This is a genomic window from Thalassotalea sp. PS06, assembly GCF_007197775.1.
GTDB lineage: Bacteria > Pseudomonadota > Gammaproteobacteria > Enterobacterales > Alteromonadaceae > Thalassotalea_A.
Genome location: NZ_CP041638.1, coordinates 2,983,432 through 3,007,133, shown reverse-complemented (window position 1 = coordinate 3,007,133; position 23,702 = coordinate 2,983,432). Strand labels below are relative to the sequence as shown.

Below are 23,702 nucleotides of genomic sequence, written 5' to 3'. Positions count from 1 at the left end.
CATTTAATTCTCACTGAGTGGAAAAACACTTAGAGGAATTGTTTTAAGGATAGATTCGAATCCGTCTTCTTGCCGTCAGCTTTTAATCAAGGGCTAAATCGAATCGTTTGCAATGGTGAATAACTTTCATCCATTGACTTCAAATTGTTACTTGCTAGTTGCTTAATAAACTGTCAAAGTGGTTACAAGGTAATCGCTTAAAGGGAGGTTTTTCTTGCTCAAATAGCACCACAGGCTCCGATGGCCGGTCTGGGAGAGACAAGGACGGTGACCCAACGATATGCTTACCCTTTGTTCTGCTCCGCACAGCTCCGGTATTGGCTCACAATGAATTTGTAGGCAGCAGGATTTTATATGACAGAACAAAGTACCATCTATGTGTTAGATACCAATATTCTTCTACACGAACCTTTCGCATTCCTATCCTTTCAGGAACATGATGTGGTCATTCCGATGACCGTACTCGAAGAACTAGACAATATTAAAGACCGCAAAAAAGACGTTAGCCGAGATGCCCGCGTGGCGATCCGCGCACTCGAAGACACCCTTGTTGATGCAACCCCTGAAGAGGTAATGGCAGGTGTTGAACTGGCGAATAAATCGGAAACTCAGATAAAGCCGGGCAGATTGTCGATCTTTAATGATTTTAAATTACAACAAAAAGCCGGTTCATTATCTGATAACGAAAACGACAACCGCATTATTAATACCGCGCTTTATATTCAGGAGATGAACCCGAAAAAGCGGGTTGTGCTAGTTACCAAAGATATTAATATGCGCCTTAAAGGCAAAGGTGCAGGTCTTGCTTATGTGGAAGATTACCGTACCGATCAGCTAGTCGATGACATTAAGTTTTTAACCTCGGGCTACCATAAATTTGAAGGCGATTTCTGGGAGCAGGTCAGTAATTGTCAGAGTGAGACCGATGGTCGTTATACCCAACACTTTATCGATAAAAACCTCATTCCAGCCGCTTTCATTAATGAGTACCTAATAGATGAGAATAAAACCTTTGCGGGTAAAGTTGTTGGTATTGAAGGCGATACCGTTGCGGTTCAGGATTTAGGCTATGAACGCTTGATGGGGCGGCAGGCCTGGGGTATTCACCCGAAAAACATTTATCAGGGCATGGCGCTGGACGCCTTACTCGACCCGAATATCGATTTAGTGATATTAACCGGACCGGCAGGTTGCGGTAAGACACTGTTGGCACTGGCTTCAGCGTTAGAATTAACGGTTGAGATGGGGCAATATGATAAAGTGATTGTTACCCGCTCAACACCGGAAATAGCCGAATCTATCGGTTTCTTACCAGGCACCGAAGAAGAGAAAATGGCGCCCTGGTTAGCAGCCATTACCGATTCCCTGGAAGTGCTGCACAAACAGGATGAAAGCATGGCCGGCAGCATGAATTACATCATGGAAAAAGCTAATATTCAGTTTAAATCCATCAATTTCATGCGAGGTCGTTCGATTCAGAACGCGTTGGTAATCTACTACCCCGGAACTAAAAACTCTTTAAACTGTTCACATCCTTGTGTTTTCGCGGCTTCTAGCGTGGTGAACAAAAAATTTGAACAAAAACCAAAAATACGTCCTTATTACGTTTCTGAAAAACGAGAGTATTCACCAATTAACCTTGTTCGTGAAAGTGAAAACCCCACTTTAAGCATGAATTTTTTAACTCAATTAGATAAGGCGGCTTAATATGAATATTGAAACTTATACCCCTCGCGTTTTAGATACAAGTGCCTTAGTACACGATCCCAAATCACTGCTTTCTTATAGTGAAGATATTTATGTGTGTTTAACTGTTTTAGAAGAATTAGACAATTTGAAAGAAAGAGTAGACAAGTCAGTTAGCGCAGATGCGAGAGTTGTCATTCGTATGTTGGAGGACATTATTAACGGCCATTCTGCAGAGGAAATGGAAAAGGGAATTGATTTACCTGCTCCAGAAATTGGTACCCGTGGAAAACTTTTCGTTTCAATTGACACTAATGTCGAGTTAGATGATGCCTTGAAACATGGTATAGGCAGTGATGCTGATAATAGGATCATAAACTTTGCTATATCCCTCCAGAAAAAATTGCATCAGAAGGTATGTATTGTTTCTAGGGACATCAATATGCGATTGAAAGCTAGGACAATGGGGGTGCAATCAGAAGATGTTAAAGTAGATAATTCCATTGCTGATGTAGACCTACTATATACAGGCGTGGAGGAGTTTCAAGGGGATTTATTTGATAAATTAACTGGAGACAATGACTTTAAGTTAAGTGGTGAAACTTATCGATTTGACCGAAGACTATTTAATGAAAACTGTCAGCCTAGAATGTATTGGTACGATGAGGCAGGACATATTGGGAAAATATTAGAAGTCACCGAAGAACATGTATTTACTGAACTTCTTCTAAGAAAGCAGGGTTCGGTGTGGGGAATCACACCGAAGAATGCTAGGCAGGCTGTAGCGTTAGAACAGCTTACTAATGATGACTATGATCTTAACATTATTCTCGGGCCTGCAGGTTCCGGAAAAACTTTTTTAGCTGTGGCGGCTGCGTTGCATCAGGTTCTTGAAACTAAAAAATATAAAAAAATAGTGGTTGTTAGAAGTAGAGATTTTATGGATGACGATCCAGGCTTTTTGCCCGGGGATTTAAAAGAAAAATCTATGCCATTAATGGCAGGCGTTACGGATGCACTGATTTCAATGCATAGCGATGATTCTGACACGGAAAATACCTATGCAACGATTGAACATATCATTGAGAAAGCGTCGATTGAATTTACTTCAATGGCCTATTTTCGTGGTCGCTCGTTGGATGACGCATTTCTGATAATCGATGAAAGTCAGAACATGACCAAAGCTCAAATGAAAGGTATGTTGAGCCGAGGGGGGCGGAACTGTCGCACAGTTGTACTTGGGAATCTTAGTCAAATAGATGATAAGTTCATAACTCCTGCCAGTTCAGGAGCAGCGGCAGCTGTGAATACATATAAAAATTTTGAACGGGGCAGTGTGCTTATTTTTGATGAGGTAGAGCGAAGCCCATTGGCACAATTTACTGAACAAAATTTCTAAAAGGTCTATTGAATAAAAGGCTCTCGAAACATATTAGAGAGCCTTTTTCTAGTTTTAGCTTACAACTAGGAACTAATCTGATATTTGAAATTGAAAGGCTCTGATTTTGTCTGGAAGTTAGTAGTCAGCTGTGGGGGCGAAAGGTCAACGCGATACCTTAGGTAAAAAGTTGTATCGCTCTTCATTAACCGAGTCTAGAAAAACTAATCGTAAAAAGGTTTCCTTACATTTGAGCCGATGACACGGCCTAGGCAAACGCCCTAATTACAATTACTCCCCGCGACATTAATACATTTCAGCTTAATTTCTTTAGTGCTAGCAATTAGATATCGGCTTTGCTAAAAATAGTTTTCAGAAAGCTGCGCATTCGACTCACTGTAAACAAGTTATCTATACAAATGGTGATTGTATGAAGGAAATTTTTTTTATGTGGTTATACTTTTTGTTAGTTTGGCTAAGGGTTGGTTTGTGCATGATTGGCTCAAACCTAACCCGACTGAAAAGATCTACATTACCTTTGAACAAGCGACCAAACAGTCAAAATTCAATTTAGCCAGAGATGATATGACTGAGTATTGCTACATTTGCGAAGATAAAGGGACAGGGCCAAACGTTAGTTTTGGCGCACAAGTAACATCGAAGCTAATAGGGCAAACATACAAGATGTTGCGAGCTAGTTATTCTTATGAACTGGGCGCATGAACAGAACAAGACAGGTATGGTCTGAATCAGATTGGGGTGTAAAATGCGAATTATAATTTTAGACCTCTTAAATACGCATAGACGATGCTTGTTGGCTACGAACATTTTTCGAGAATCATATATTGATCTCTGCTCTCTTCAATTTAGTTAGAATACATTACTCCGTCAGTACCATTGACGAATGATATGTCGGCCTCTTTGTCACACGCCAATAATCCTAAGAAAATGAAATATCTTTAAATATCTTATAGACTGGCTCCATCTTTAATTTGAACTTTATATTTTTTAAATGGATTTACTTGAAAATATTGTTGTAAATTTACTAAGTGATACTTACACATTGATTGTAGGTTTTGTAGCAATAGGTATACCTTTAGCCCTTCAAATGGCGGTCAATGCCTCGGAAAAGTATGATAACGCACTCGTCATAAAAAGACTTACAACCGGATGGATTATCAATCCTATAACTCTAATATTGTTCTCAACAATATATGTGACCTTAAGCTTGTCTTTGGAGGTTGCGTTTCCTGAACTCTCTAAATTTGATTATTTTGTGAGTCATTATTTAACTGAAATAAGGTCCACCCTAGGTGGGGTGTTTATTTCAATTATTATTGGCGCTGGTTACTTTTATATTCGCTTTTACTATCGTGTTTTACAATCTACGGAGAAGTATATTGATGGTTTTTTATTCCCAAATACATCTTTGGTACCAGCAATATATTGGCTAAACGGAGCATTGACATGGAGAGTGTTTTCTATACTTGTTGATAAAATTGAATCGAAGAAAATCGCAAAGAAAGATTTCAAAAGCATTAATGCTGGTTTGGAAGTATTGATTACTCAGTTGGAGGAGAAAAGCTGGGAAAAACGTTATATCGATATATTATTCAAATTTAATTGCAAAATAAGAAAGGCCTATTTGAAAGAATTTAAAAAATCAGCCCCTAAACTATCCCCTTCAGATATATTGATTATAAAGATGTATTGGGATGCGTTAATAAGAATAGTTAAGTTATCGAGGGGGAATCAAGATACAAAATTATCCTTTCATTCTCAGAGACTTTTATCTTCTCTAGCAGTAAATTTCATACATCATCCTCAATATAACGACATTGCGTCAAGCAATTTTAGCACCACAACAGAAGAAAAAATAAATTGGTCACATGATTTGTATGAACTAGCTCGATGGCAATCTCAACAAGATTCGAAAGGGATTGATTTAGTTCTTGAATGTGAGTGGATTCGTGACCTATGCGGAGTATTAGCGGAACCTGATTATAGGTATAGTAGGGCAGGTACAATGGAGGCATTCAAAACATTTGAGAATATTTTAGAGTTAGTTGCACAAAATCATCCAAACAAAATATTCAATGTGTACAAAAATTTCTCAGAAGGTATGCCGAGCTTTCATGGATATGATCATTTTCCGGCTGCCTGTGATAAAGATACTGTTTGGATAAATGACTTTTGGGCAAGTTTTGATAGAAAAAATTTTAGTCTTGAAGGAGATGATAAAGTCTCTGAAGAACTTTTGTCATTAAAAGATGGAAGGGCTTACATCAAACACGCCAGCTATGGAATGTCTCGCCCTTTGACAGAGCAAGAAGTGGTCTTGGAGTGGAATAGATTGAACTATAAGGAAATATATAAAAAATCTTATCTAGACTATTGCGGCTTTTTAGCTCTTAAATTTGTAGCTATATTAGCTTACTTTCAAAAATGGAATGAGCTTAAGTATTGTCTTGAATGGGCCAAGCCAAGGGATTCTCAAGTAAATTACATTGGGAATGTGCTGTTAGCTAGTACCGATAAAGAAATTGAGCGAATTATTTTTTCAAAATTTGAAACAATAAACAATAATCATTGGTTTTTCGAACGCCACGATATTTTGCCTTTTGTATGCCGAGGGTTATTGTTTCAACTCGTATTTTATTATGAAAAAACAGGTGATTTTAGTCACTTTTTCACTAGTGGAGGACTATCCGAATCAAGGAAACAAACCAGAATACTGGAATTATTAATTAATCAGCAACAATTTATAGAATATTGCGGAGTCTTTGATTCTAGCTTGATTTCGAGAGTTGTATCTTATCTTAAAGACTCACTGGCAAATTTAGAATCAAGAACCAATAAATTGTTGGTAAATTGCGAGCCATCTGCTAGCCGCTGGGAGCAGTTTAAGATTGCGATCGAAGAGGGGTGGCACACAAAAGCAACTACAGATCCTCTGGCTAACATGTTTTTGAGTATGCTGAATTTCAAGTTCACAGAAAAAATTTGCCCAGTTGAAATTAAATTAGTTATTCAGGAGTTTCCAAAAGAAGATTTTATTGAAGGTTTTCCATCTGTAGCCAATAATGAAATATTTGGCGAAATTGCCTTAGATAGAACCTTACACTTTGTTTATGAGGAAATAAAACGTAAAGCTGTTGAAAAGCCAGGTGGTGATATAAACCCTACTGACAAAGCTCTAGTAATAGCTTCTGCCGCAAAGTTAGCCGAAATGGGTGTTAATTTGCACTTAAAACTGATCCACGATTTGCATTGAAAACTGATCCGCCTAAGTTGGTCTTATTATGACCAATATCTTGAAAATATCTCCAGTTATTTTTCCTTATTTTTTGCAGCCGATGATTCTTTGAATCGATAACTGTCGTTGCCAGTTTCGATGATATGGCAATGATGAGTTAGTCTGTCGAGCAGTGCTGTTGTCATTTTTGCATCACCAAAGACTTTGGCCCACTCAGAAAATGACAAGTTAGTCGTAATGATGATGCTGGTCTTTTCATAGAGCTTGCTAAGAAGATGAAATAGCAGTGCACCGCCATTTTGGCTGAAAGGTACATAGCCAAGCTCATCTAGAACCACCAAATCAACGCTGCTAAGCCGATTGGCAATGCGGCCGCTCTTGCCATCTAGCTTTTCCTTTTCAAGCGCATTGATAAGCTCTACAGTCGAGAAGAACCGTACTCTGAGGTGGTGATGCTGTACCGCTTGGACAGCAATGGCCGTTGCCAAGTGCGTCTTGCCTGTGCCTGGGCCACCGATGAATACGATGTTTTGACTGTCTTCGACAAACTCACATCGATGTAAGCCCCGTATCACCGTTTCGTTAACCGCACTGTATTGGAATTCGAAGCCGAATAAGTCTCGATAGGCAGGGAATTTTGCGACTTTCATCTGATAAGCGATTGAACGAACTTCTCGGTCTGCGACCTCGGCTTTAAGCAGGGTTTCGAGAACGGGTAATGCTTGTTTGAACGCTGGTGAACTCTGAATCGATAAATCGTTCACGCTGGCCTTCATGCCATGCAGTTTTAGGGTTTTTAAGGTGTTTAATAAGGCTTCAATGTGCATGGCGTTGTCCTTTCAATTGCTCATAGATACTTGTGTCTGCCGTTGGCTCTTGCTCAAGCTGTAACGCTTTTTTGATGGGTAATGGATCCGGTGTTGGTATATCCATCAGTCGATGCAAGCAATTGATCACATGCTGCTTTGACGTCAGGCCAACGTTCAGGCTTTGCTCAATGGCTTCTTTAACCAGTTGCTCATCGTGGTGCAGCACCAATGACAAGATATCTACCATATCTCGATCACCACCTTCATATCTCAACAGGGTATCCTGAAGGTGCTGGAAGCACTCGGGAAGTTCTTTAAACGGGGCACCGTTACGGAGTGAGCCAGGTTTACGCTGAGCAACGGTAGTCCCCCCAACAAGCAGGTAGTGACGCCAGTCATAAGTCACAACCCCTTTGGAATTGTGATCTCGGCTGAATTGTCTAACGTGCTCTGCGACTTTATTGCCCTCGGCAATAAACAAAATGCGATCAGGGTACACACGAAGGCTTACCAAGCGATTCGCAAAACTGGTTGGGACACTGTATTTATTGCGTTCAAAGTTCACCAGGCAAGTCGATGACACTTTCTTAGTGTGTTCAATGAATCCGTCAAATGGTGCCTGGACCTTCATCAGGTGTTTCCTCTCGTCGAGCCAGACTTGTTCAATCGTCCGGTCACCATAATTTGGATGCGTGGTTGATTGCCACAGTGACATGCATTTTTGCTCAAGCCAGTCATTTAATTCATCGAGCGTTTTGCATTTTGGGGCATCGTGCCAAATGCTTTGACGAGCATCTCTGACCATCTTTTCCACTTGGCCCTTTTCCCAGCCTGCGGCAGGGTTACAAAACTCCGATTCAAACAAATAGTGGCCAACCATGGCTTGAAAGCGACGATTTACATCACGTCTTTTTCCATTACCAACTCTATCGACAGCGGTTTTCATATTGTCGTAGATACCGCGCTCAGCGGCACCTTGAAACACGCGAAAGGCATGATTGTGTGCATCGACTAGCATTTCATGAGTCTGAGTCCAGTAGGCACGCAGATAGAACGCTCTGGAATGGGATAACACAAAGTGAGCAACCTGAAGCTTTACCTTGCGAGTACCGACATAAGAATAATTTTCACCCCAGTCAAACTGAAACGCTTCACCTGGCGCAAACACTAATGGGGCATAGGCTTTTTTGTTCAGACCGTGAGCCGCAATTTTCTGTTCCTCCCGCCATTGCCGAGCGAATGCCGCAACGCGATCGTAAGAGCCACTAAAGCCCAGATCAACGAGTTCTTTGTGCAGCCTCCTGGCTGATTTTCTTTCTTTGCGCCGACGCTTCGATTCACGCAGCAACCAAGCAGATAGCAGTTCTTTGTAGCCATCAAGTTTGCTAGTGGATGTTCGTTTGGGATACGCAGGTTCAACGCATTCCTTGGCTAGGTATTTCTTAACGGTATTTCTTGAAAGTCCGGTTCTTCTGGCTATTTCACGTTGGGACATCCCTTCCCGAAAATGCCAGCGCCGGATAACGCTTAGTAATGACACATCAATCACTCCAATATTTCTCCCGCAATTTGAGTGCGAGAACTAATTAAAGAAGTGGATCAATTTTGGATGCAAATTAGGGGTTGAAGTGGATCAATTTTCGATGCAAATTAACAGATATTTGGCTCAAATTGAACTGGCTGAAAAAGATTAATTCAGTACTTACATGAATATTACTCTATGTGGCTTAAGATCTAAAATGGCATGTTATGACTGGTGAATATAAATCTTAAACAGGTATTTCGGGGTACACGGTGAACATTTAGATCCGGGGTAATTCTCGATGAATGCCAGAACCTTACCGCATCGCAATTAAAAACCATTATCACTCGTTGTGGTGAAGGCACTAAGATTGTCTGTTCTGGAAACCTGGCACAAATCGATAGTAATTACCTGACTGCCCTGACATCCGGTTTAACCTATATTGTTGAGCGTTTTAAGGATTACCAGGGAAGCGCTACCATCAACCTAAACGGAGTGGTTCGCTCGTCTCTGGCATCTTTTGCCGAAGAAAACCTTTAAACTAAGACAAAAAATTAAATGTTTTGACTGCCTGTTTAATATCATTCATTTGATGTTAGCAGGCAGTGTCACTTTGATAAGCGTGCGCTTTCGCGACCATTGCCCATTGGGCAGTTTATTTATTGATTTAATACCATTTACTGCAATCAAAGCCTTGTCTAAAAGCCTTTAAATTCTCACTGAGTGGACAATAATTTTATGTGATTGGTATAAAGTAAACCTTCCTCGCAAACAATACGTAGCGAATAAGTAATATTGGACGGCGAACCGTTAACCTTTTGCTCAACTTAACTTAGTTTTAATGCTGCTCATCGATTTACCCGTATCCAAATAGGTAAAAGATTGGTTAACTTTTAAATATTTACCTTTAGAATATTCATCAAATACTGGGCGACCACGAGTTAAAGGTACGAATGACGTCCTGTTCGTTGTTCTAAAAAACACTACTTAATCTTCTGTTTTATTGAATGTCTCTAGAAGATTTTATTCATTAAACTACGTTTGACGTAAATTAGAACCTATTTAAGGGATTTATGAAACTTTTCATTGTTTATGCCATGGCAGCAACCTTATTATCGACATCGGCGATTGCCAACGAGCGCAAAAGACCGCCAGCCAATGTCGTAACCGAACAACTGGTGTTTGAACCAATAAAGGTGACGATTGAAACCGTTGGTACGGCCGAGGCTAAAAAGTCCGTTAACCTGTATCCTGCCGCCGCTGATCGCGTTACTAAGGTCGCATTCAAACCCGGCGATTACGTGGAAAAAGGCGATGTTTTGTTGGAACTGGATTCTCGTCGTCAGGTAGCCGCTCTCAAAAGAGCGCAAATCGATTTAGCGAATAAGCAACGAAGCTTTGAACGTTTGATTAAAAGTAAGGCCAAAGGTGCGGTAACTGAATCACAAGTTGATGATGCGCAGGCGTTGCTGGATTTAGCCCTGGTGAGTGTTGCCGAAGCCCAGGCAGATTTGGACGACAGACGTGTGGTTGCGCCATTTAGTGGCTATCTGGGCCTGACAGAAGTCGAAGTTGGTGATCGTATCAATCAATCAACAATGATCACAACCATTGATGACAGGGAACAATTGTTCATTAATTTTACCGTTCCTGAATCTTCTTACAGTCTGGTTGAATCAGGGACAAGCATCTCAGTACAACCCTGGAATAATCGTGACACCCGTTATATCGCAGCGCTTGAACATCTCGATAGTCGTATCGATACCCAAAATCGTACCTTGAAAGTCCGGGCATTGCTGGGTAATAGCGATGATATATTTCGTCCCGGCCTGAGTTTTAAAGTGACCCTGGATGCCAAGGGTAGTGTCTACCCGGTAATCCCGGAAGCTGCATTAGCCTGGGGCGCGACAGGCTCCTACATTTGGCTGGCTGAAGATGGCAAAGCTCGCAAGAAAAACGTGGTGATTAAACAACGCCTGCGAGGGTCAATACTTGTCGAAGGTGATTTGGCCGAGGGCGATATTCTGATTGTCGAGGGGATACAGCGTTTACGGGAAAATACACCCGTATCAACAGCAAATACGCTGGCAAATAGGTAAGTCTATTAAAGGATTAGCATGATTAAATTATTTGAAAACCGAGACGACCTGCCTTCACTCTCAGTTCGAAGACCTGTCACCGTTGTTGTATTAAATATCCTTATCATTATTGCCGGCTTGTCGGCGATTCTTGGCCTCGAAGTTCGGGAATTACCGGATGTTGACAGACCCATTGTCAGCGTTGTGGCTAATTTTCCGGGTGGCGCTCCGGAAACTGTGGACAATGAAGTTACCCGCAGAATTGAGGGAGCAGCAGCCAGGGTCAGTGGCGTTAAATCGATACGAGCTTCCAGTGAAGAGGGCTCTTCGCGGGTGCGAGTTGAATTCCGTCCGGGCATTGATTTGGAAGATGCCGCCAATGAACTACGCGAGTCGGTAAGCCGGGTGCAGCGTCAACTGCCAGAAGAAGTGGAGCGATTATCTATCGTTAAAGCTGACAATGATGCTCAGTCGGTTCTTAATCTGGCAATCGGGAGTGAGAGTATTGATACTGAAACAATTGCGCAAATCGTTGATCGCGACATATCGCCAATGTTTCTGTCGATCCCGGGTGTCGCTGACGTCAGGTTAAATGGCGAAAGAAAACGAGTGCTGCGTGTCATTGTTGACCCCATTCGCCTGGCAAGCTATCGCCTGTCATTTACCAACGTTGCTAACGCACTGAAATCCGTACCTTTTGATGTCGCCGCTGGCAGCCTGCGTTCAACCGATCATCAGGTGATTGTTCGCGCAGATGCAACCTCGGTTACCGCAGCAGAAATTGAAAAAATTATTGTCGCCAATGATATTCGTCTAGGTGATGTTGCCACCGTTTACTTTGGCCCGGAAGATGCAAACAGCATTGTTAGGCTAAATGGCCAGCCAGTGGTTGGTTTAGGCGTAATTCGTCAGGCAAGTGCCAATACAATAGAAATATCCGATCAGGCACTGGCTATGGTCGAAGAGATTAAATTACGCTATCCAGAATTGCAGATCTTTGTCACTTCGGATGATGCTCAGTTTATTCGCAGTTCCGTAGAAGAAGTTGTGAAATCACTTGGTTATACGATAGCGCTAGTGGTATTTACCCTTTGGCTGTTTCTCGGTAGCTGGCGAGCAACTATCGTTCCGGCACTATCGATTCCTGTATCGTTAATCGGTGTGTTAGTTATTGTCTGGGCACTTGGCTTTTCTATCAATATTCTTACCTTGCTGGCATTGGTGTTAGCGACTGGTTTGATAGTCGATGATGCCATTGTGGTTTCGGAAAATATTCAACGCCATAAATCCCTGGGAGTGAAATCGAGAGCGGCGGCAGTGGTTGGTTCCAGGGAAGTATTCTTTGCCGTTGTTGCAACTACCGCAGTGCTTGTTGCAGTGTTCCTTCCTATCGCCTTTTTACCATCAACAGCCGGTAAACTATTTCGAGAGTTTGGTGGTGTCCTGGCTGGTGCGGTAATCATTTCTTCATTAGTAGCACTGACTTTAGTGCCAGCGTTGAAAGCTAAATTAAAACCAAAAAAACAAACTGATCAGGCAACCAGGTTTCAAAATCTTGGTAGTGGTTTGGTGAACGCTTATGGCAGCTCTTTGCAGTATTGCATTAAATATGGTTGGTTAGTTTTATTGCTTAGCCTGATTGCGGGTACCAGCGCGACATTTTTATATAACAGTATCGATAAAGAACTATTACCAACCGAGGATAGAGGTACGGTTATGATTTTTGCCCGAGGCCCCGATGGAGTCGGTCTTTCCTACATGGACAGGCAAGCTCAGGCCATGGAAGATATAATGTTGCCTTACGCCGAGCTTGGTGAGATTGATTCGATCAATACCACCGTAGGGCAGTGGGACCCAAACATTGTATTTATGAGTGTGAACCTCAAAGATTGGGCTGAACGGGATAATAGCCAACAAACCATTGTCAATGAAATCCGTCCAAAACTTGCGGCTATTCCCGGTGCTCCTGGTCGCGCCTTTGGTGCCAACAGCCTAAACCTGCGAGGACAGGGCGGTGGTCTGGAGTTTGCAATCACCGGTAATGATTACGAAGAGATTTTTTCAATCGCTCAATCATTCAGTCAAGTTGTAGAGTCTCAATATCCACAATTTGGTCAACTTAAAATTTCTTATCAGCCAACTCAGCCGCAAATGCGTGTACACATTGACCGCACTCGAGCCGAGGAGTTAGGTGTTCCATTTAGTGATATTAACCAAACCTTGCGTGCTGCAATTGGCGGTGATGATTTAATTGATTTGAATGTCGGCGATGAAGCGGTGCCGATAATCTTGCAGTCTTCCTATAAAGATTCGGCAAACCCATCTGATTTAACCAACCTATACGTTGCCGGGGAAAATGGCGAGTTAGTATCATTATCATCTATTGCTTATATCTCTGAGGAAGGTATCGCGGCGGAATTGGAGCGTCATGCACAACGTCGGGCGATTGAAATGGACGCGGAATTACCGGAAACCATGCCAATGGCTGAGGCCGTGCAAATTTTGCGTCAACTGGCACGAGAAAACTTACCTAATGGCTTTGATTTAATCTTGTTAGGCGAGGCAAAAACTTATCAGGAGACCGATCAACAGGTTTCAATGACATACGTGGTTGCCTTCTTAATCGTGCTGCTGGTATTAGCAGCGCAATTTGAAAGTGCCTTAAGTGCGTTGGTGGTGATGTTAACGGTTCCGTTTGGTATCGCCGCGGCAATCTTTGCGGTATGGCTTACCGGCACAACTATCAATATTTACTCGCAGATTGGCTTAGTAATGCTGATCGGATTGTTGGCGAAAAACTCGATTTTATTGGTTGAGTTTGCTGATCAGTTAAGAGACCGTGGGGTTGCGATTGAAACAGCCATTGTGGAAGCAGGTAAAGTACGCTTACGACCCATCATGATGACCTTGCTATCAACCGTCTTGGGTGGATTACCCTTGATCCTATCCAGCGGTGCCGGTGCGGAAGCAAGAAATGCTATCGGTTGGGTGGTTTTCGGTGGCTTAGGTATTGCTGTCATTTTCACTTTGTTTTTAACCCCGGTACTTTATGTTTGGTTAGCGCGTTTTGCTAAGCCCAGAGCTGATCAGGAAAAAATTCTGGTTGATGAATTAGCCAGCGCCCGCAATTCGCAATAACCCTAACGGGGTCAGAGTCAATTATGAGATTGTCTTATCTTTAAATTACAATAAGATAACCTCGATTACTTGATGACTCTGTCCCCGTTTCTCGTATCCCACAGTCCTTATTCTGCCGCTTTTTCACCTGCCTTCATCAAAAAAGACTTTACACCTTAGGTTCGCTGTCGCTATATTTAAACAGGTGTTTAAATTAGTGGTTTTAATTAAGGGTTTGAATTCGGCGCATTGATGGCACTTTGTTTGTCATACTTCCCAAATAAACTCGGTCCTATACCTGTACCTATACTAATAACAAACCACTGAAGTTAATTTTCCAATAAGATTTCATAATGGAGGCCATGGTGGCTGAATATAGTGTTGCATTAGACGATATGAATTTTCTGCTGTTTGATGTGTTTCAGGCGGACAAAATGTGGCAGGAATTGCCAGAGCTCGCAGAAGCGATTGATAAAGATACTGCCCAGGCGATTCTGCAGGAATGTGCAAAGATTGCCGAGCAGGAAATTGCTCCTATCTCTCGTCAGGGGGATGAGGTTGGCGTTAAGTTCAATGAAGGTAATGTGACTACTCCTCCAGGGTTTAAACAGGCCTTTGATACTTACGCTGAAGGTGGTTGGATTGGCCTTGGTGGTGACATCAACTATGGCGGCATGGGCATGCCGAAAATGCTTACCGCGCTTCAGGAAGAAATCGTTTGTGGCGCCGATATGTCGTTCTCGCTATATCCAGGCTTAACCTCAGGTGCGGCATTGTCGCTTTCTAACCACGGCTCTGAAGAACTGAAAGAGCAGTACTTACCACGCATGTACAGTGGTGAGTGGACCGGGACTATGTGTCTGACCGAAGCCCATGCCGGTACCGACTTAGGGATCATCCGTACCAAAGCAATTCCAAACGAAGATGGCAGCTATAGTCTCAACGGTGGCAAGATTTTCATCACCGGCGGTGAGCAGGATCTAACCGACAACATTATTCACCTGGTACTCGCGAAACTTCCAGATGCACCAAAAGGCCCGAAAGGCATTTCTCTGTTCCTTGTGCCTAAATTCAATGTTAACGATGACGGCACACTGGGCGAACGCAACGGCGTTAGCTGTGGCTCTATCGAACATAAAATGGGTATTCATGCATCCGCGACCTGTGTGATCAACTTTGATGGCGCTAAGGGTTATCTGGTTGGTGAAGTTAACAAGGGCCTTGCGGCAATGTTTACGATGATGAACTATGAGCGTATCGGTGTTGGTATTCAAGGCCTTGGTGCAAGTGTTCGCTCTTACCAGAATGCTCTGGAATACGCGAAAGAGCGCTTACAAAGCCGTTCTGCAACCGGACCAAAATCGCCGGAAAAAGAAGCAGACTCTATTATGGTTCATGCCGATGTTCGTCGTATGCTGTTAACCATGAAAGCAATGAATGAAGGTAACCGTGCCCTTGCGATGTATATCTCTCAGCAGCTGGATCTTGCCAAATATGCTAGCGGTGAGATGCAAATGAAAGGCGAAGCTCTAACAGCCCTGATGACGCCATTAGCGAAAGCCTTCTTTACCGATGTTGGTCTGGAAAGCACTATTGCCGGTCAGCAAGTTTTAGGTGGTCATGGCTATGTTCGTGAGTGGGGTCAGGAGCAGTTGGTTCGTGATTGTCGTATCGCTCAGATTTATGAAGGTACCAATGGTATTCAGGCGATGGACTTAATTGGCCGTAAGCTAGCAGCGAACCGCGGCGAATTTATGAAGCTATTCATTGGTGATGTTCGTACCTTTATTGCTGAAAATTCTTCTGCTGAAATGGAAGAATTTATTACACCATTAGCGCAAGCAACGGACGATTTAGAAGCCTTAACCAAAGATATTCTGGTTGCTGCTGCGGCTGATCCGAATCAGCTTGGCAGCGCCGCTTGCGATTACCTGCACGTATTTGGTTACACAGCGGTAGGCTTTATGTGGGCGCGCATGGCACTTGCCGCATTACCGAAAGTTGAAAGCAGTGATTTTGCAAAATCCAAGATTCATACCGCTCGTTATTACTTTGCCCGGTTGTTGCCGCGTCGTTTATCACTGACGGCATCTGCGCGCAGTGCTGCTGAGCACTTGTATAACCTTGAAGATGAGTTGTTTTAGGCTTGCCTTTAGACGGCAGACGGCAGACGGCCGCTGAATGCTGCCTCCTGCGAGCAGTCGACCAATACTTTTATTGTCGACTGCGGTCTCAGAAAGAAATAAGCATTAAATATGCTTATTTCTTCATATTCATATAATCGATAGTCAGATTGGTTAGCAAGGCTACCCCGGTTTTTAAACCGCTTTCATCAATTTTAAATTCCGGCGTATGATGGCCCGGTGCCTCTTCTGCTGACATGCCTTTAGGTTTGCCGCCAACAAATAGGTAAAGTCCAGGAACTTCCTGTTGGAAGAAAGAGAAATCTTCGGCACCGGTAACGGCTTTCGTCAATTTTACATTTTCAGAGCCTGCACTGCTGCGAATGGTTGGCAACATCTTCGCCATTAACTCCGGTTCGTTATAGGTTACCGGATAGTTGGCACCATACGGCACTTCAACATCAACGGTGGCATTCATGCTAGCGGCAATGCTCGTTGCTTTACGGGTTACCGCCTCGCGAATTTGCATGCGCATATCGGTATTTAACGAACGTAGCGTACCGATTATTTCCACTTCCTCAGGAATGATGTTTGAACGGGTACCACCATGAATAGAACCTACGGTTACAACCGCAGCTTCATCAATGAGTTTTAATTCACGGGATACAATAGTCTGTAGCCCCATAACTATTTGTGCGGCGGTGACAATAGGGTCAACACTGATCCACGGGTAAGCACCGTGAGATTGTTTTCCCTTCACTAAAATACGGTAAGTATCTACCGCGGCCATAATGCCACCAGGTTTGTATTCAACATCGCCAACGGTTGTGTCGGAGCTGATGTGCAGACCAAATACCACATCTACGCCTTCCATAACGCCTTCTTTAACCATCATCTCGGCACCGCCTTCTTCACCGGCTGGTGCACCTTCTTCGGCCGGCTGGAAGATGAATTTCACTTTACCGTTTAATTCACCTTTCATGTCCTTAAGGATTTTTGCGGCGCCTAATAGCATGGCAATGTGGGTATCGTGACCACAGGCATGCATTACCCCAACGTGCTGGCCATTAAATTCTGTGGTTTCTTTCGACGCAAAATCCAAATCAACCGATTCCGTTACCGGCAATCCATCGATATCGGCACGAAGCGCGACCATAGGGCCAGGCTTACCCGAATCCAGGATAGCAACCACGCCGGTGTGGGCGATGCCAGTTTGCACTTCATAGCCCATGGCTTTTAATTCTTTCGCTATGGTTTCAGCGGTTTTAAATTCACGGTTAGATAGTTCAGGGTACTGATGGAAATGACGTCGCCAGTCAATAACCTGCTTTTCGTTTTCCAAAGACAGTTTTTCTACCGTTTGATACTGATCTGCCATAACAGCAGGTGCGAACGTAAAGAGTACAGCACTACAAAGTGCCAGACGTGAAAGGCGTGTTTTCATTGAGTTACCTGTTATTGTTTTACTATTGGTTAAGGGGATTCCATATCGGGAGTTACTCCGAGTCTACCTTAACTAGCGGGAATTAGAAGGAATATTTTACTCCGAAAATCAGCAGGATATCTGTTTTTTCAGGGACTTCCCCCAACTCATTCGGTATGGGATCAGCAATAAAATCGAAAATCGTTTTAAGTTGAAAGTCGAGGTCGTCTATTAACTCAATATCCAAAGACGTTTCTATGTGGTGTATCAAGCGCCCTGACTCGTTGGATGTGGAACGGCCGACATATTGGGCGGAAATGGTGATATCTTCAGTAAAGTCATACCCTAAATCTGTACCAATTAATAGTCCTCCAGATGTATTAGAATCAGGGTTCCCCGCTTCTACTTCAACGAATCGAGTGTATTGAATACTCGGCCCGATATAAGCTCTCCAAAAGTAATCATCGTGATCCAAAATTACCAGGCCCGCCGCTAAAGATAGCGTAGTTTTTAAATCGATGTTTTTAAATTTATCTTCCTGATATTCAATGTCGGGTATTCGAAAAAAAATTTTACGACTGTAGAACCAATCGTACGCAAATGTCACCCGCTGGTTTTCTTCAGTCTGTACGGTTTCGCCGGTTTCAAAATCTTCGGAACGCGCTAACAGCCCTAAGTAATTCAAGGATATTCGGTCCAAAGCGGTCAATCGTTCAATGTTGAGAGATATTGTATAATCAAGCCGCTCAGAGTTGCCGGTTTTAAAATTAATACCTAGACCGAAGTTGCCGCTCCAAATACTGTCTTCGCTATCTCTTGATGGCGATATCGAGAGTAACTCATTTCTGGGGAAGCTTAAATGTGGCTTATTAAAGAAGGTAACTTTGGTGCGATCAATAAGTAGCTGACCTTCGTAAATTTGATTGTTTTCAAGGCGGATGCTCATAATATCATTGCTACGAATTTGTCGGATGTCTTCGAAATCGAGTTCAACTAAGCCCAGTTCATCGCTGTCAAACCGAACTTTGTCTCTGTACATGGACAGTAGATCGCCACCAAGTAATTCGCCGTTTTCCAATAGCACCCAGTCGAAACGGATTGGCATAGTTGGGCGGTTAATCGGCCATTCATCGGGCTCCTCCCATTGTGCTAGTGCAAAAGGCACAGCGGTGCTCCACCCGATAAGGGCGAACAACAGGCAGGCGAATAGTCGAAAAGACGCTGGTATCACTTAGCTTATTCTTATTCTGAGATTTATTTTAGTTAATCTTAACTTTAGGAAAAAACTGAAAATTTTCCAGATAGGGCGTTGTTTTGGGAAATAGAAACCAGTTTGTGAGACAAATAAAAACCCCCGGAGATTGCCAGGGGTTTACTATGTGCTATTCAGTGTTAACTACAGAGCTTCGATACTCTGCTTTTGTTCATTGAGCTTCTCAAGCTGCGATTTTGCATCGCTCAGTTTGGCTCGCTCTTTATCGATAACTGCGGCAGGCGCTTTGGAAACAAAGTTTTCGTTGGCCAGTTTGCCTTCGGTGCGTTTCACATCACCGCTCAGCTTTTCAATCGCTTTGCTAAGACGAGCAAGTTCCGCTTCTTTATCGATTAGACCTGCCATTGGAATTAACAGGCTCATATCGCCAATAACCGCCGTTGCAGACGCAGGGCCATTATCATCATCGGCAAGTACATCGATGCTCTCAAGCTTAGCAAGGGCGCTCAGGAATTGTTGGTTGTCTTCAAGACGACGCTTATCTTCGCTGTTCACCTGTTTTAACATCACCGGTAATGGCTTGCTCGGCGCAATATCCATCTCACCACGAATATTACGAACGGCGATAATAAACTGTTTCACCCATTCGAGATCGTCAATGGCCTGGTTATCCAATAACTGCTCATCAAATTGCGGGAAGCTTTGCATCATAATGCTATCGCCTTCGGTAAAGTTACCGGTAAGCGGTGCAACACGCTGCCAGATGGTCTCGGTAATATAAGGCATTACCGGGTGCATTAATCGCAACAAGCTCTCAAGAATATTTACCAACGTGTGACGAGTGCCACGTTGCTCGGCTTCACTGCCTTTGAAAAGAACTGGCTTAGTCAATTCCAGGTACCAGTCACAGAACTGGTTCCAGGTAAATTCATAAAGGGCTTGTGACGCTAAATCGAAACGGAATGAGGCAAAGGCTTCATGCACGGTTTTTACCGTTTGCTGGAACTGACCGATAATCCAACGGTCGGCTAATGACAGCACCATATCGCCGCCATTGGCACCACAGTCGTGCTCTTCGGTATTCATCAATACATAACGGCTGGCATTCCAAAGCTTGTTGGTAAAGTTTCGGTAACCTTCCAGGCGCTTCATATCCCAGTTGATATCGCGACCTGTAGAAGCCAATGCGGTTAAGGTAAAGCGCAGGGCATCGGTACCGTGAGCTTCTATACCGTTCGGGAATTCTTTGCGGGTAGCTTTGGCTATTTTTTCTGCAAGCTTCGGCTGCATCATGTTGCCAGTGCGTTTTTGCAGTAAATCTTCCAAAGAAATACCATCGATCATATCTAATGGATCGATAACATTACCTTTGGATTTACTCATCTTATCGCCGTGCTCATCACGGATAAGACCGGTAACATAAACTTTCTTAAATGGTACCTGAGCCTTGCCATCTTCATCTTTATTGAAATGCATGGTCATCATGATCATGCGGGCAACCCAGAAGAAAATGATATCAAAGCCAGTAACCAATACATCGGTAGGATGGAAGGTGGCTAAATCTTCAGTCTTCTCTGGCCAGCCTAAGGTTGAGAATGTCCAAAGGGCAGAGGAGAACCAGGTATCAAGAACGTCATCGTCCTGAGTAAGGGTTACATCAGGGCTTAAGCCATTTTGCTCGCGAACTTCGTCTTCACTGCGACCTACATAGACATTGCCGTTGGCATCGTACCAGGCCGGAATGCGATGACCCCACCAAAGCTGACGGGAGATACACCAATCCTGAATATCACGCATCCAGGAGAAATACATGTTTTCGTATTGCTTAGGAACAAACTCGATATCACCGTTTTCTACCGCTTCGATGGCCGGTTTGGCTAATGGCTCAACACGTACATACCATTGGTCGGTAAGCAGAGGCTCGATGACCACGGCAGAACGGTCACCATATGGAATGGTTAATTCGTGATCTTTAATTTCATCAAGAAAGCCAAGCTGTTCAAATTCAGCAACGATTTGCTTACGGGCTGCAAACCGATCAAGGCCAGCATAAGCTGCAGGCAGTTCGCTGCTGTAGGCATCGCTTGGCTCACCGTTAACATCATAAACTTCAGCAGTGGCAAGCACCGCAGCGTCCTGATCAAAGATATTGATCATTGGCAGTGAATGACGCTTACCAACTTCGTTATCGTTAAAGTCGTGGGCTGGGGTGATTTTTACACAACCCGTGCCTTTTTCCATATCTGCATGATCGTCGCCAACAATTGGAATTTTACGGTTCACGATTGGCAATACGACGTGTTTACCAATCAGATGCTGATAACGCTCATCGTCCGGGTTAACGGCAACACCGGTATCACCTAGCATGGTTTCTGGGCGCGTAGTTGCCACAACGATGTAATCTTTACCATCTTTGGTGGTTGCGCCATCGGCTAGAGGATAGCGGAAATGCCACATATGGCCTTTCTTGTCTTTGTTCTCAACTTCCAGATCAGAGATGGCAGTATGCAGTTTCGGATCCCAGTTAACCAAGCGCTTACCACGATAGATAAGGTCATCTTGATATAGGCGAACGAATACTTCCTGCACCGCTTGCGACATGCCCTCATCCATGGTGAAGCGCTCGCGGGACCAATCAATGGAGTTACCTAAACGACGCATCTGCTTGCCAATAGTGCCACCGGAGTGTTCTTTCCATTCCCAGATTTTGTCGATAAAGGCATCACGGCCGTAGTCGTGACGGGTTTTGTCTTCTTCAGCCGCGATTTTACGTTCCACTACCATTTGCGTGGCGATACCAGCGTGGTCGGTACCCACTTGCCATAGGGTATTTTTCCCCTGCATGCGTTGATAGCGAATTAGCGTATCCATAATGGTTTGCTGAAACGCGTGGCCCATGTGCAAACTACCGGTTACATTCGGTGGCGGGATAGCGATGCAATAGCCATCGCCTTTGCCCGTTGGACTGAAATAGCCTTTCTGTTCCCAGTGGGAATACATGGCTTGCTCAATAGCTGAAGGATTAAATGTTTTTTCCATGGAATTACTGCTTGTTATGCGACTTTGCTGGCAGGGCGAGTCTCAACATGAAAGCCAGCTTGCTGGTAACGACGATAGCGTTGCCTGGCTTGCTGCTTTTGCTCTTCCTGCTCGATGACAAAATCAATAATTTGAGAATACTGAGGCGCAAAGTCCGGGACTTCGCTGGCCAGATTAATTAACACCTGTCTGGAAGAAGTGGGGGCGAGCCAGCTGATTTCAACGGGGGAACCCTGATTTCCTGCTTCTCCCGGCAGGTTATGTGGCACAAAACTTTGTGCATCTGAAGACCATAACAGCTCATCTATCTGATGCGCCTCATCCTGATCTTCGGTGTAAATAAAAACGCGTTTATTTTGACGAAAGGCCAGAGTTGCCTGAGCGCAAACAAAGCGCAGCAACTCCTGTTCACTGGCATGACCCAACAAATAGAAAATGGCCTGAAGGGTCATTTATTCGCCTTGCTCCTGACCGCTGCGGTTTAATAAAAACTGCGTCAGCATACTTACCGGACGACCAGTAGAGCCTTTGTTTTTACCACTGCGCCAAGCAGTGCCAGCGATATCGAGGTGAGCCCAATGATATTTCTTGGTAAAACGAGCCAGGAAACAAGCAGCGGTTATAGTACCGGCAGCTCGGCCACCTAAATTGGTGAAATCCGCAAACGGGCTTTCCAATTGTTCCTGGTAATCGTCCCATAACGGCAGACGCCATGCGCGGTCACCACTTTGTTCAGAGGCATTTAACAGCTCGTGCGCAAGAGGATTATGATTACTCAAAAGACCTGTTGCATGGGCACCTAACGCGATAACACAAGCACCAGTTAAGGTAGCAACATCGATAACCAGCTCTGGCTCGTATTGCTCTACGTAGGTTAGGGCATCACAAAGAACCAGTCGGCCTTCGGCGTCGGTATTTAATACTTCGACGGTTTGGCCTGACATAGTGGTTAAGATATCGCCCGGACGATAGGCGTTGGCATCAGGCATGTTTTCACAACCGGCCAACACGCCGATAACATTGATAGGTAAGTCAAGCTCTGCAAGGGCATGCATGGTACCTAGAACACCAGCGGCACCACCCATGTCGTACTTCATCTCATCCATGGCTTCGCCTGGTTTTAGAGAAATACCACCGGAATCGAACGTCAGGCCTTTACCAACAAGTACAATTGGCGCTGCATCTTTTTCGCCACCACCGTAGTGGATAACACTCATCATCGATTCATTGGCGCTACCGCGACCCACGGCTAAGTACGAACCCATACCGAGTTCCTGCATTTGCGCTTCATCAACCACTTCGGTGGTGATCTTGCTGTATTCCTCGGCAAGCGCATGGGCCTGATCGGCAAGATAAGCTGGGTTACAGATATTAGGTGGCAGGTTAGCCACATCTTTACATTCTTTAATACCGGCTGAAATACCTAAGCCGTGAGCGATTGCACGCTCACCAATGGGCAGTTCACGGCGGGTAGGAACGTTAAATACGATTTTGCGTAAAGGACGGCGAGGTTCTTCTTTGCGGGTTTTTAAGCTATTGAAGCTGTATAAACAATCCTGAGTGGCTTCCACTGCCTGGCGCACCTTCCAATAGGTGTCGCGACCTTTAACGTGCAATTCAGATAAGAAACAAACCGCTTCCATTGAGCCGGTTTCATTAAGAGTATTGATGGTTTTAGAAATGATTTGACGGTAATGGCGCTCATCCAACTCACGCTCTTTACCACAGCCAACGAGTAATACTCGTTCGCTTAAGATATTCGGTACCTGATGCAATAACAGCATTTGACCAGACTTACCTTCGAGGTCACCGCGACGTAGCAGGTTGGAAATATAACCACCACTAATTTCATCCAATTGCTCAGCGACAGCAGATAAACGACGTGGCTCATAAACACCGACAACAATGCAGGCACTGCGTTGTTTTTCCGGGCTACCACTTTTTACACTGAACTCCATGAACACTCCTAATTTATGGTTAAATACAAATTTCAGGCTTAAATTGTTGCTATATGCTTGCTAAAATCTGTTGCCAGAAGATAGACTTAAACCGATAGCG

At 43.9% G+C, this 23,702-nt stretch carries 13 protein-coding genes and 1 pseudogene; 7 read left to right on the top strand and 7 right to left on the bottom strand.

What is annotated here, in order from left to right; translation table 11 throughout:
• The first annotated feature begins 354 nt into the window (after positions 1-354).
• The 3 genes from FNC98_RS13220 (at position 355) to FNC98_RS13210 (ending at position 6,338) form a co-directional block, all read left to right on the top strand.
• A complete protein-coding gene (locus tag FNC98_RS13220) occupies positions 355-1,707 on the top strand; it encodes a PhoH family protein (protein WP_143581677.1) in 1,353 nt (450 codons plus the stop codon).
• 1 nt (position 1,708) lies between these two features.
• Positions 1,709-3,085: a PhoH family protein gene (locus FNC98_RS13215; protein ID WP_143581676.1), complete on the top strand. Its 1,377-nt coding sequence runs from the start codon at positions 1,709-1,711 to the stop codon at positions 3,083-3,085.
• 991 nt (positions 3,086-4,076) lie between these two features.
• Positions 4,077-6,338, top strand: a complete 2,262-nt coding sequence (locus tag FNC98_RS13210; RefSeq protein WP_143581675.1) for a hypothetical protein — start codon at positions 4,077-4,079, stop codon at positions 6,336-6,338.
• Between the two features lie 56 nt (positions 6,339-6,394).
• Here FNC98_RS13210 and istB read toward each other — a convergent pair whose 3' ends face one another.
• Together istB and istA are read right to left on the bottom strand one after the other, a co-directional pair.
• On the bottom strand, positions 6,395-7,147 hold the full coding sequence (istB, locus tag FNC98_RS13205) for an IS21-like element helper ATPase IstB (protein WP_143580152.1): 753 nt from the start codon (positions 7,145-7,147) through the stop codon (positions 6,395-6,397).
• On the bottom strand, positions 7,137-8,678 hold the full coding sequence (gene istA / locus FNC98_RS13200) for an IS21 family transposase (protein WP_143581674.1): 1,542 nt from the start codon (positions 8,676-8,678) through the stop codon (positions 7,137-7,139). The genes istB and istA overlap by 11 nt, the downstream gene beginning before the upstream one ends.
• Before the next feature lie 264 nt (positions 8,679-8,942).
• Here istA and FNC98_RS13195 point away from each other — a divergent pair.
• From FNC98_RS13195 to FNC98_RS13180, 4 genes and pseudogenes are all read left to right on the top strand, one after another.
• A pseudogene (locus FNC98_RS13195) lies at positions 8,943-9,191 on the top strand (PhoH family protein); the annotation flags it as partial.
• A 533-nt stretch (positions 9,192-9,724) separates the two neighbouring features.
• Entirely contained in the window at positions 9,725-10,750 is a 1,026-nt protein-coding gene (locus FNC98_RS13190; protein WP_143581673.1) for an efflux RND transporter periplasmic adaptor subunit, read from the top strand.
• 18 nt (positions 10,751-10,768) lie between these two features.
• Entirely contained in the window at positions 10,769-13,867 is a 3,099-nt protein-coding gene (locus FNC98_RS13185; protein ID WP_143581672.1) for an efflux RND transporter permease subunit, read from the top strand.
• Positions 13,868-14,211: 344 nt separating this feature from the next.
• Positions 14,212-15,990, top strand: a complete 1,779-nt coding sequence (locus tag FNC98_RS13180) for an acyl-CoA dehydrogenase C-terminal domain-containing protein (RefSeq protein WP_144035570.1) — start codon at positions 14,212-14,214, stop codon at positions 15,988-15,990.
• A 115-nt stretch (positions 15,991-16,105) separates the two neighbouring features.
• On the opposite strand, the gene FNC98_RS13175 is transcribed toward FNC98_RS13180, so the two are convergent.
• From FNC98_RS13175 to pepA, 5 genes are all read right to left on the bottom strand, one after another.
• Positions 16,106-17,413, bottom strand: a complete 1,308-nt coding sequence (locus FNC98_RS13175) for an amidohydrolase (RefSeq protein WP_143581671.1) — start codon at positions 17,411-17,413, stop codon at positions 16,106-16,108.
• 82 nt (positions 17,414-17,495) lie between these two features.
• Entirely contained in the window at positions 17,496-18,557 is a 1,062-nt protein-coding gene (locus tag FNC98_RS13170; RefSeq protein WP_143581670.1) for a DUF481 domain-containing protein, read from the bottom strand.
• A 231-nt stretch (positions 18,558-18,788) separates the two neighbouring features.
• A complete protein-coding gene (locus tag FNC98_RS13165; RefSeq protein WP_143581669.1) occupies positions 18,789-21,644 on the bottom strand; it encodes a valine--tRNA ligase in 2,856 nt (951 codons plus the stop codon).
• Positions 21,645-21,658: 14 nt separating this feature from the next.
• Positions 21,659-22,096 (bottom strand): DNA polymerase III subunit chi, encoded by a 438-nt coding sequence (locus FNC98_RS13160; protein ID WP_143581668.1) that lies wholly within the window; start codon positions 22,094-22,096, stop codon positions 21,659-21,661.
• Positions 22,097-23,602 carry a leucyl aminopeptidase gene (gene pepA, locus FNC98_RS13155; RefSeq protein ID WP_143581667.1) on the bottom strand — a complete coding sequence of 502 codons (1,506 nt, stop codon included), beginning with the start codon at positions 23,600-23,602 and terminating at the stop codon, positions 22,097-22,099.
• Positions 23,603-23,702 lie beyond the last annotated feature (100 nt).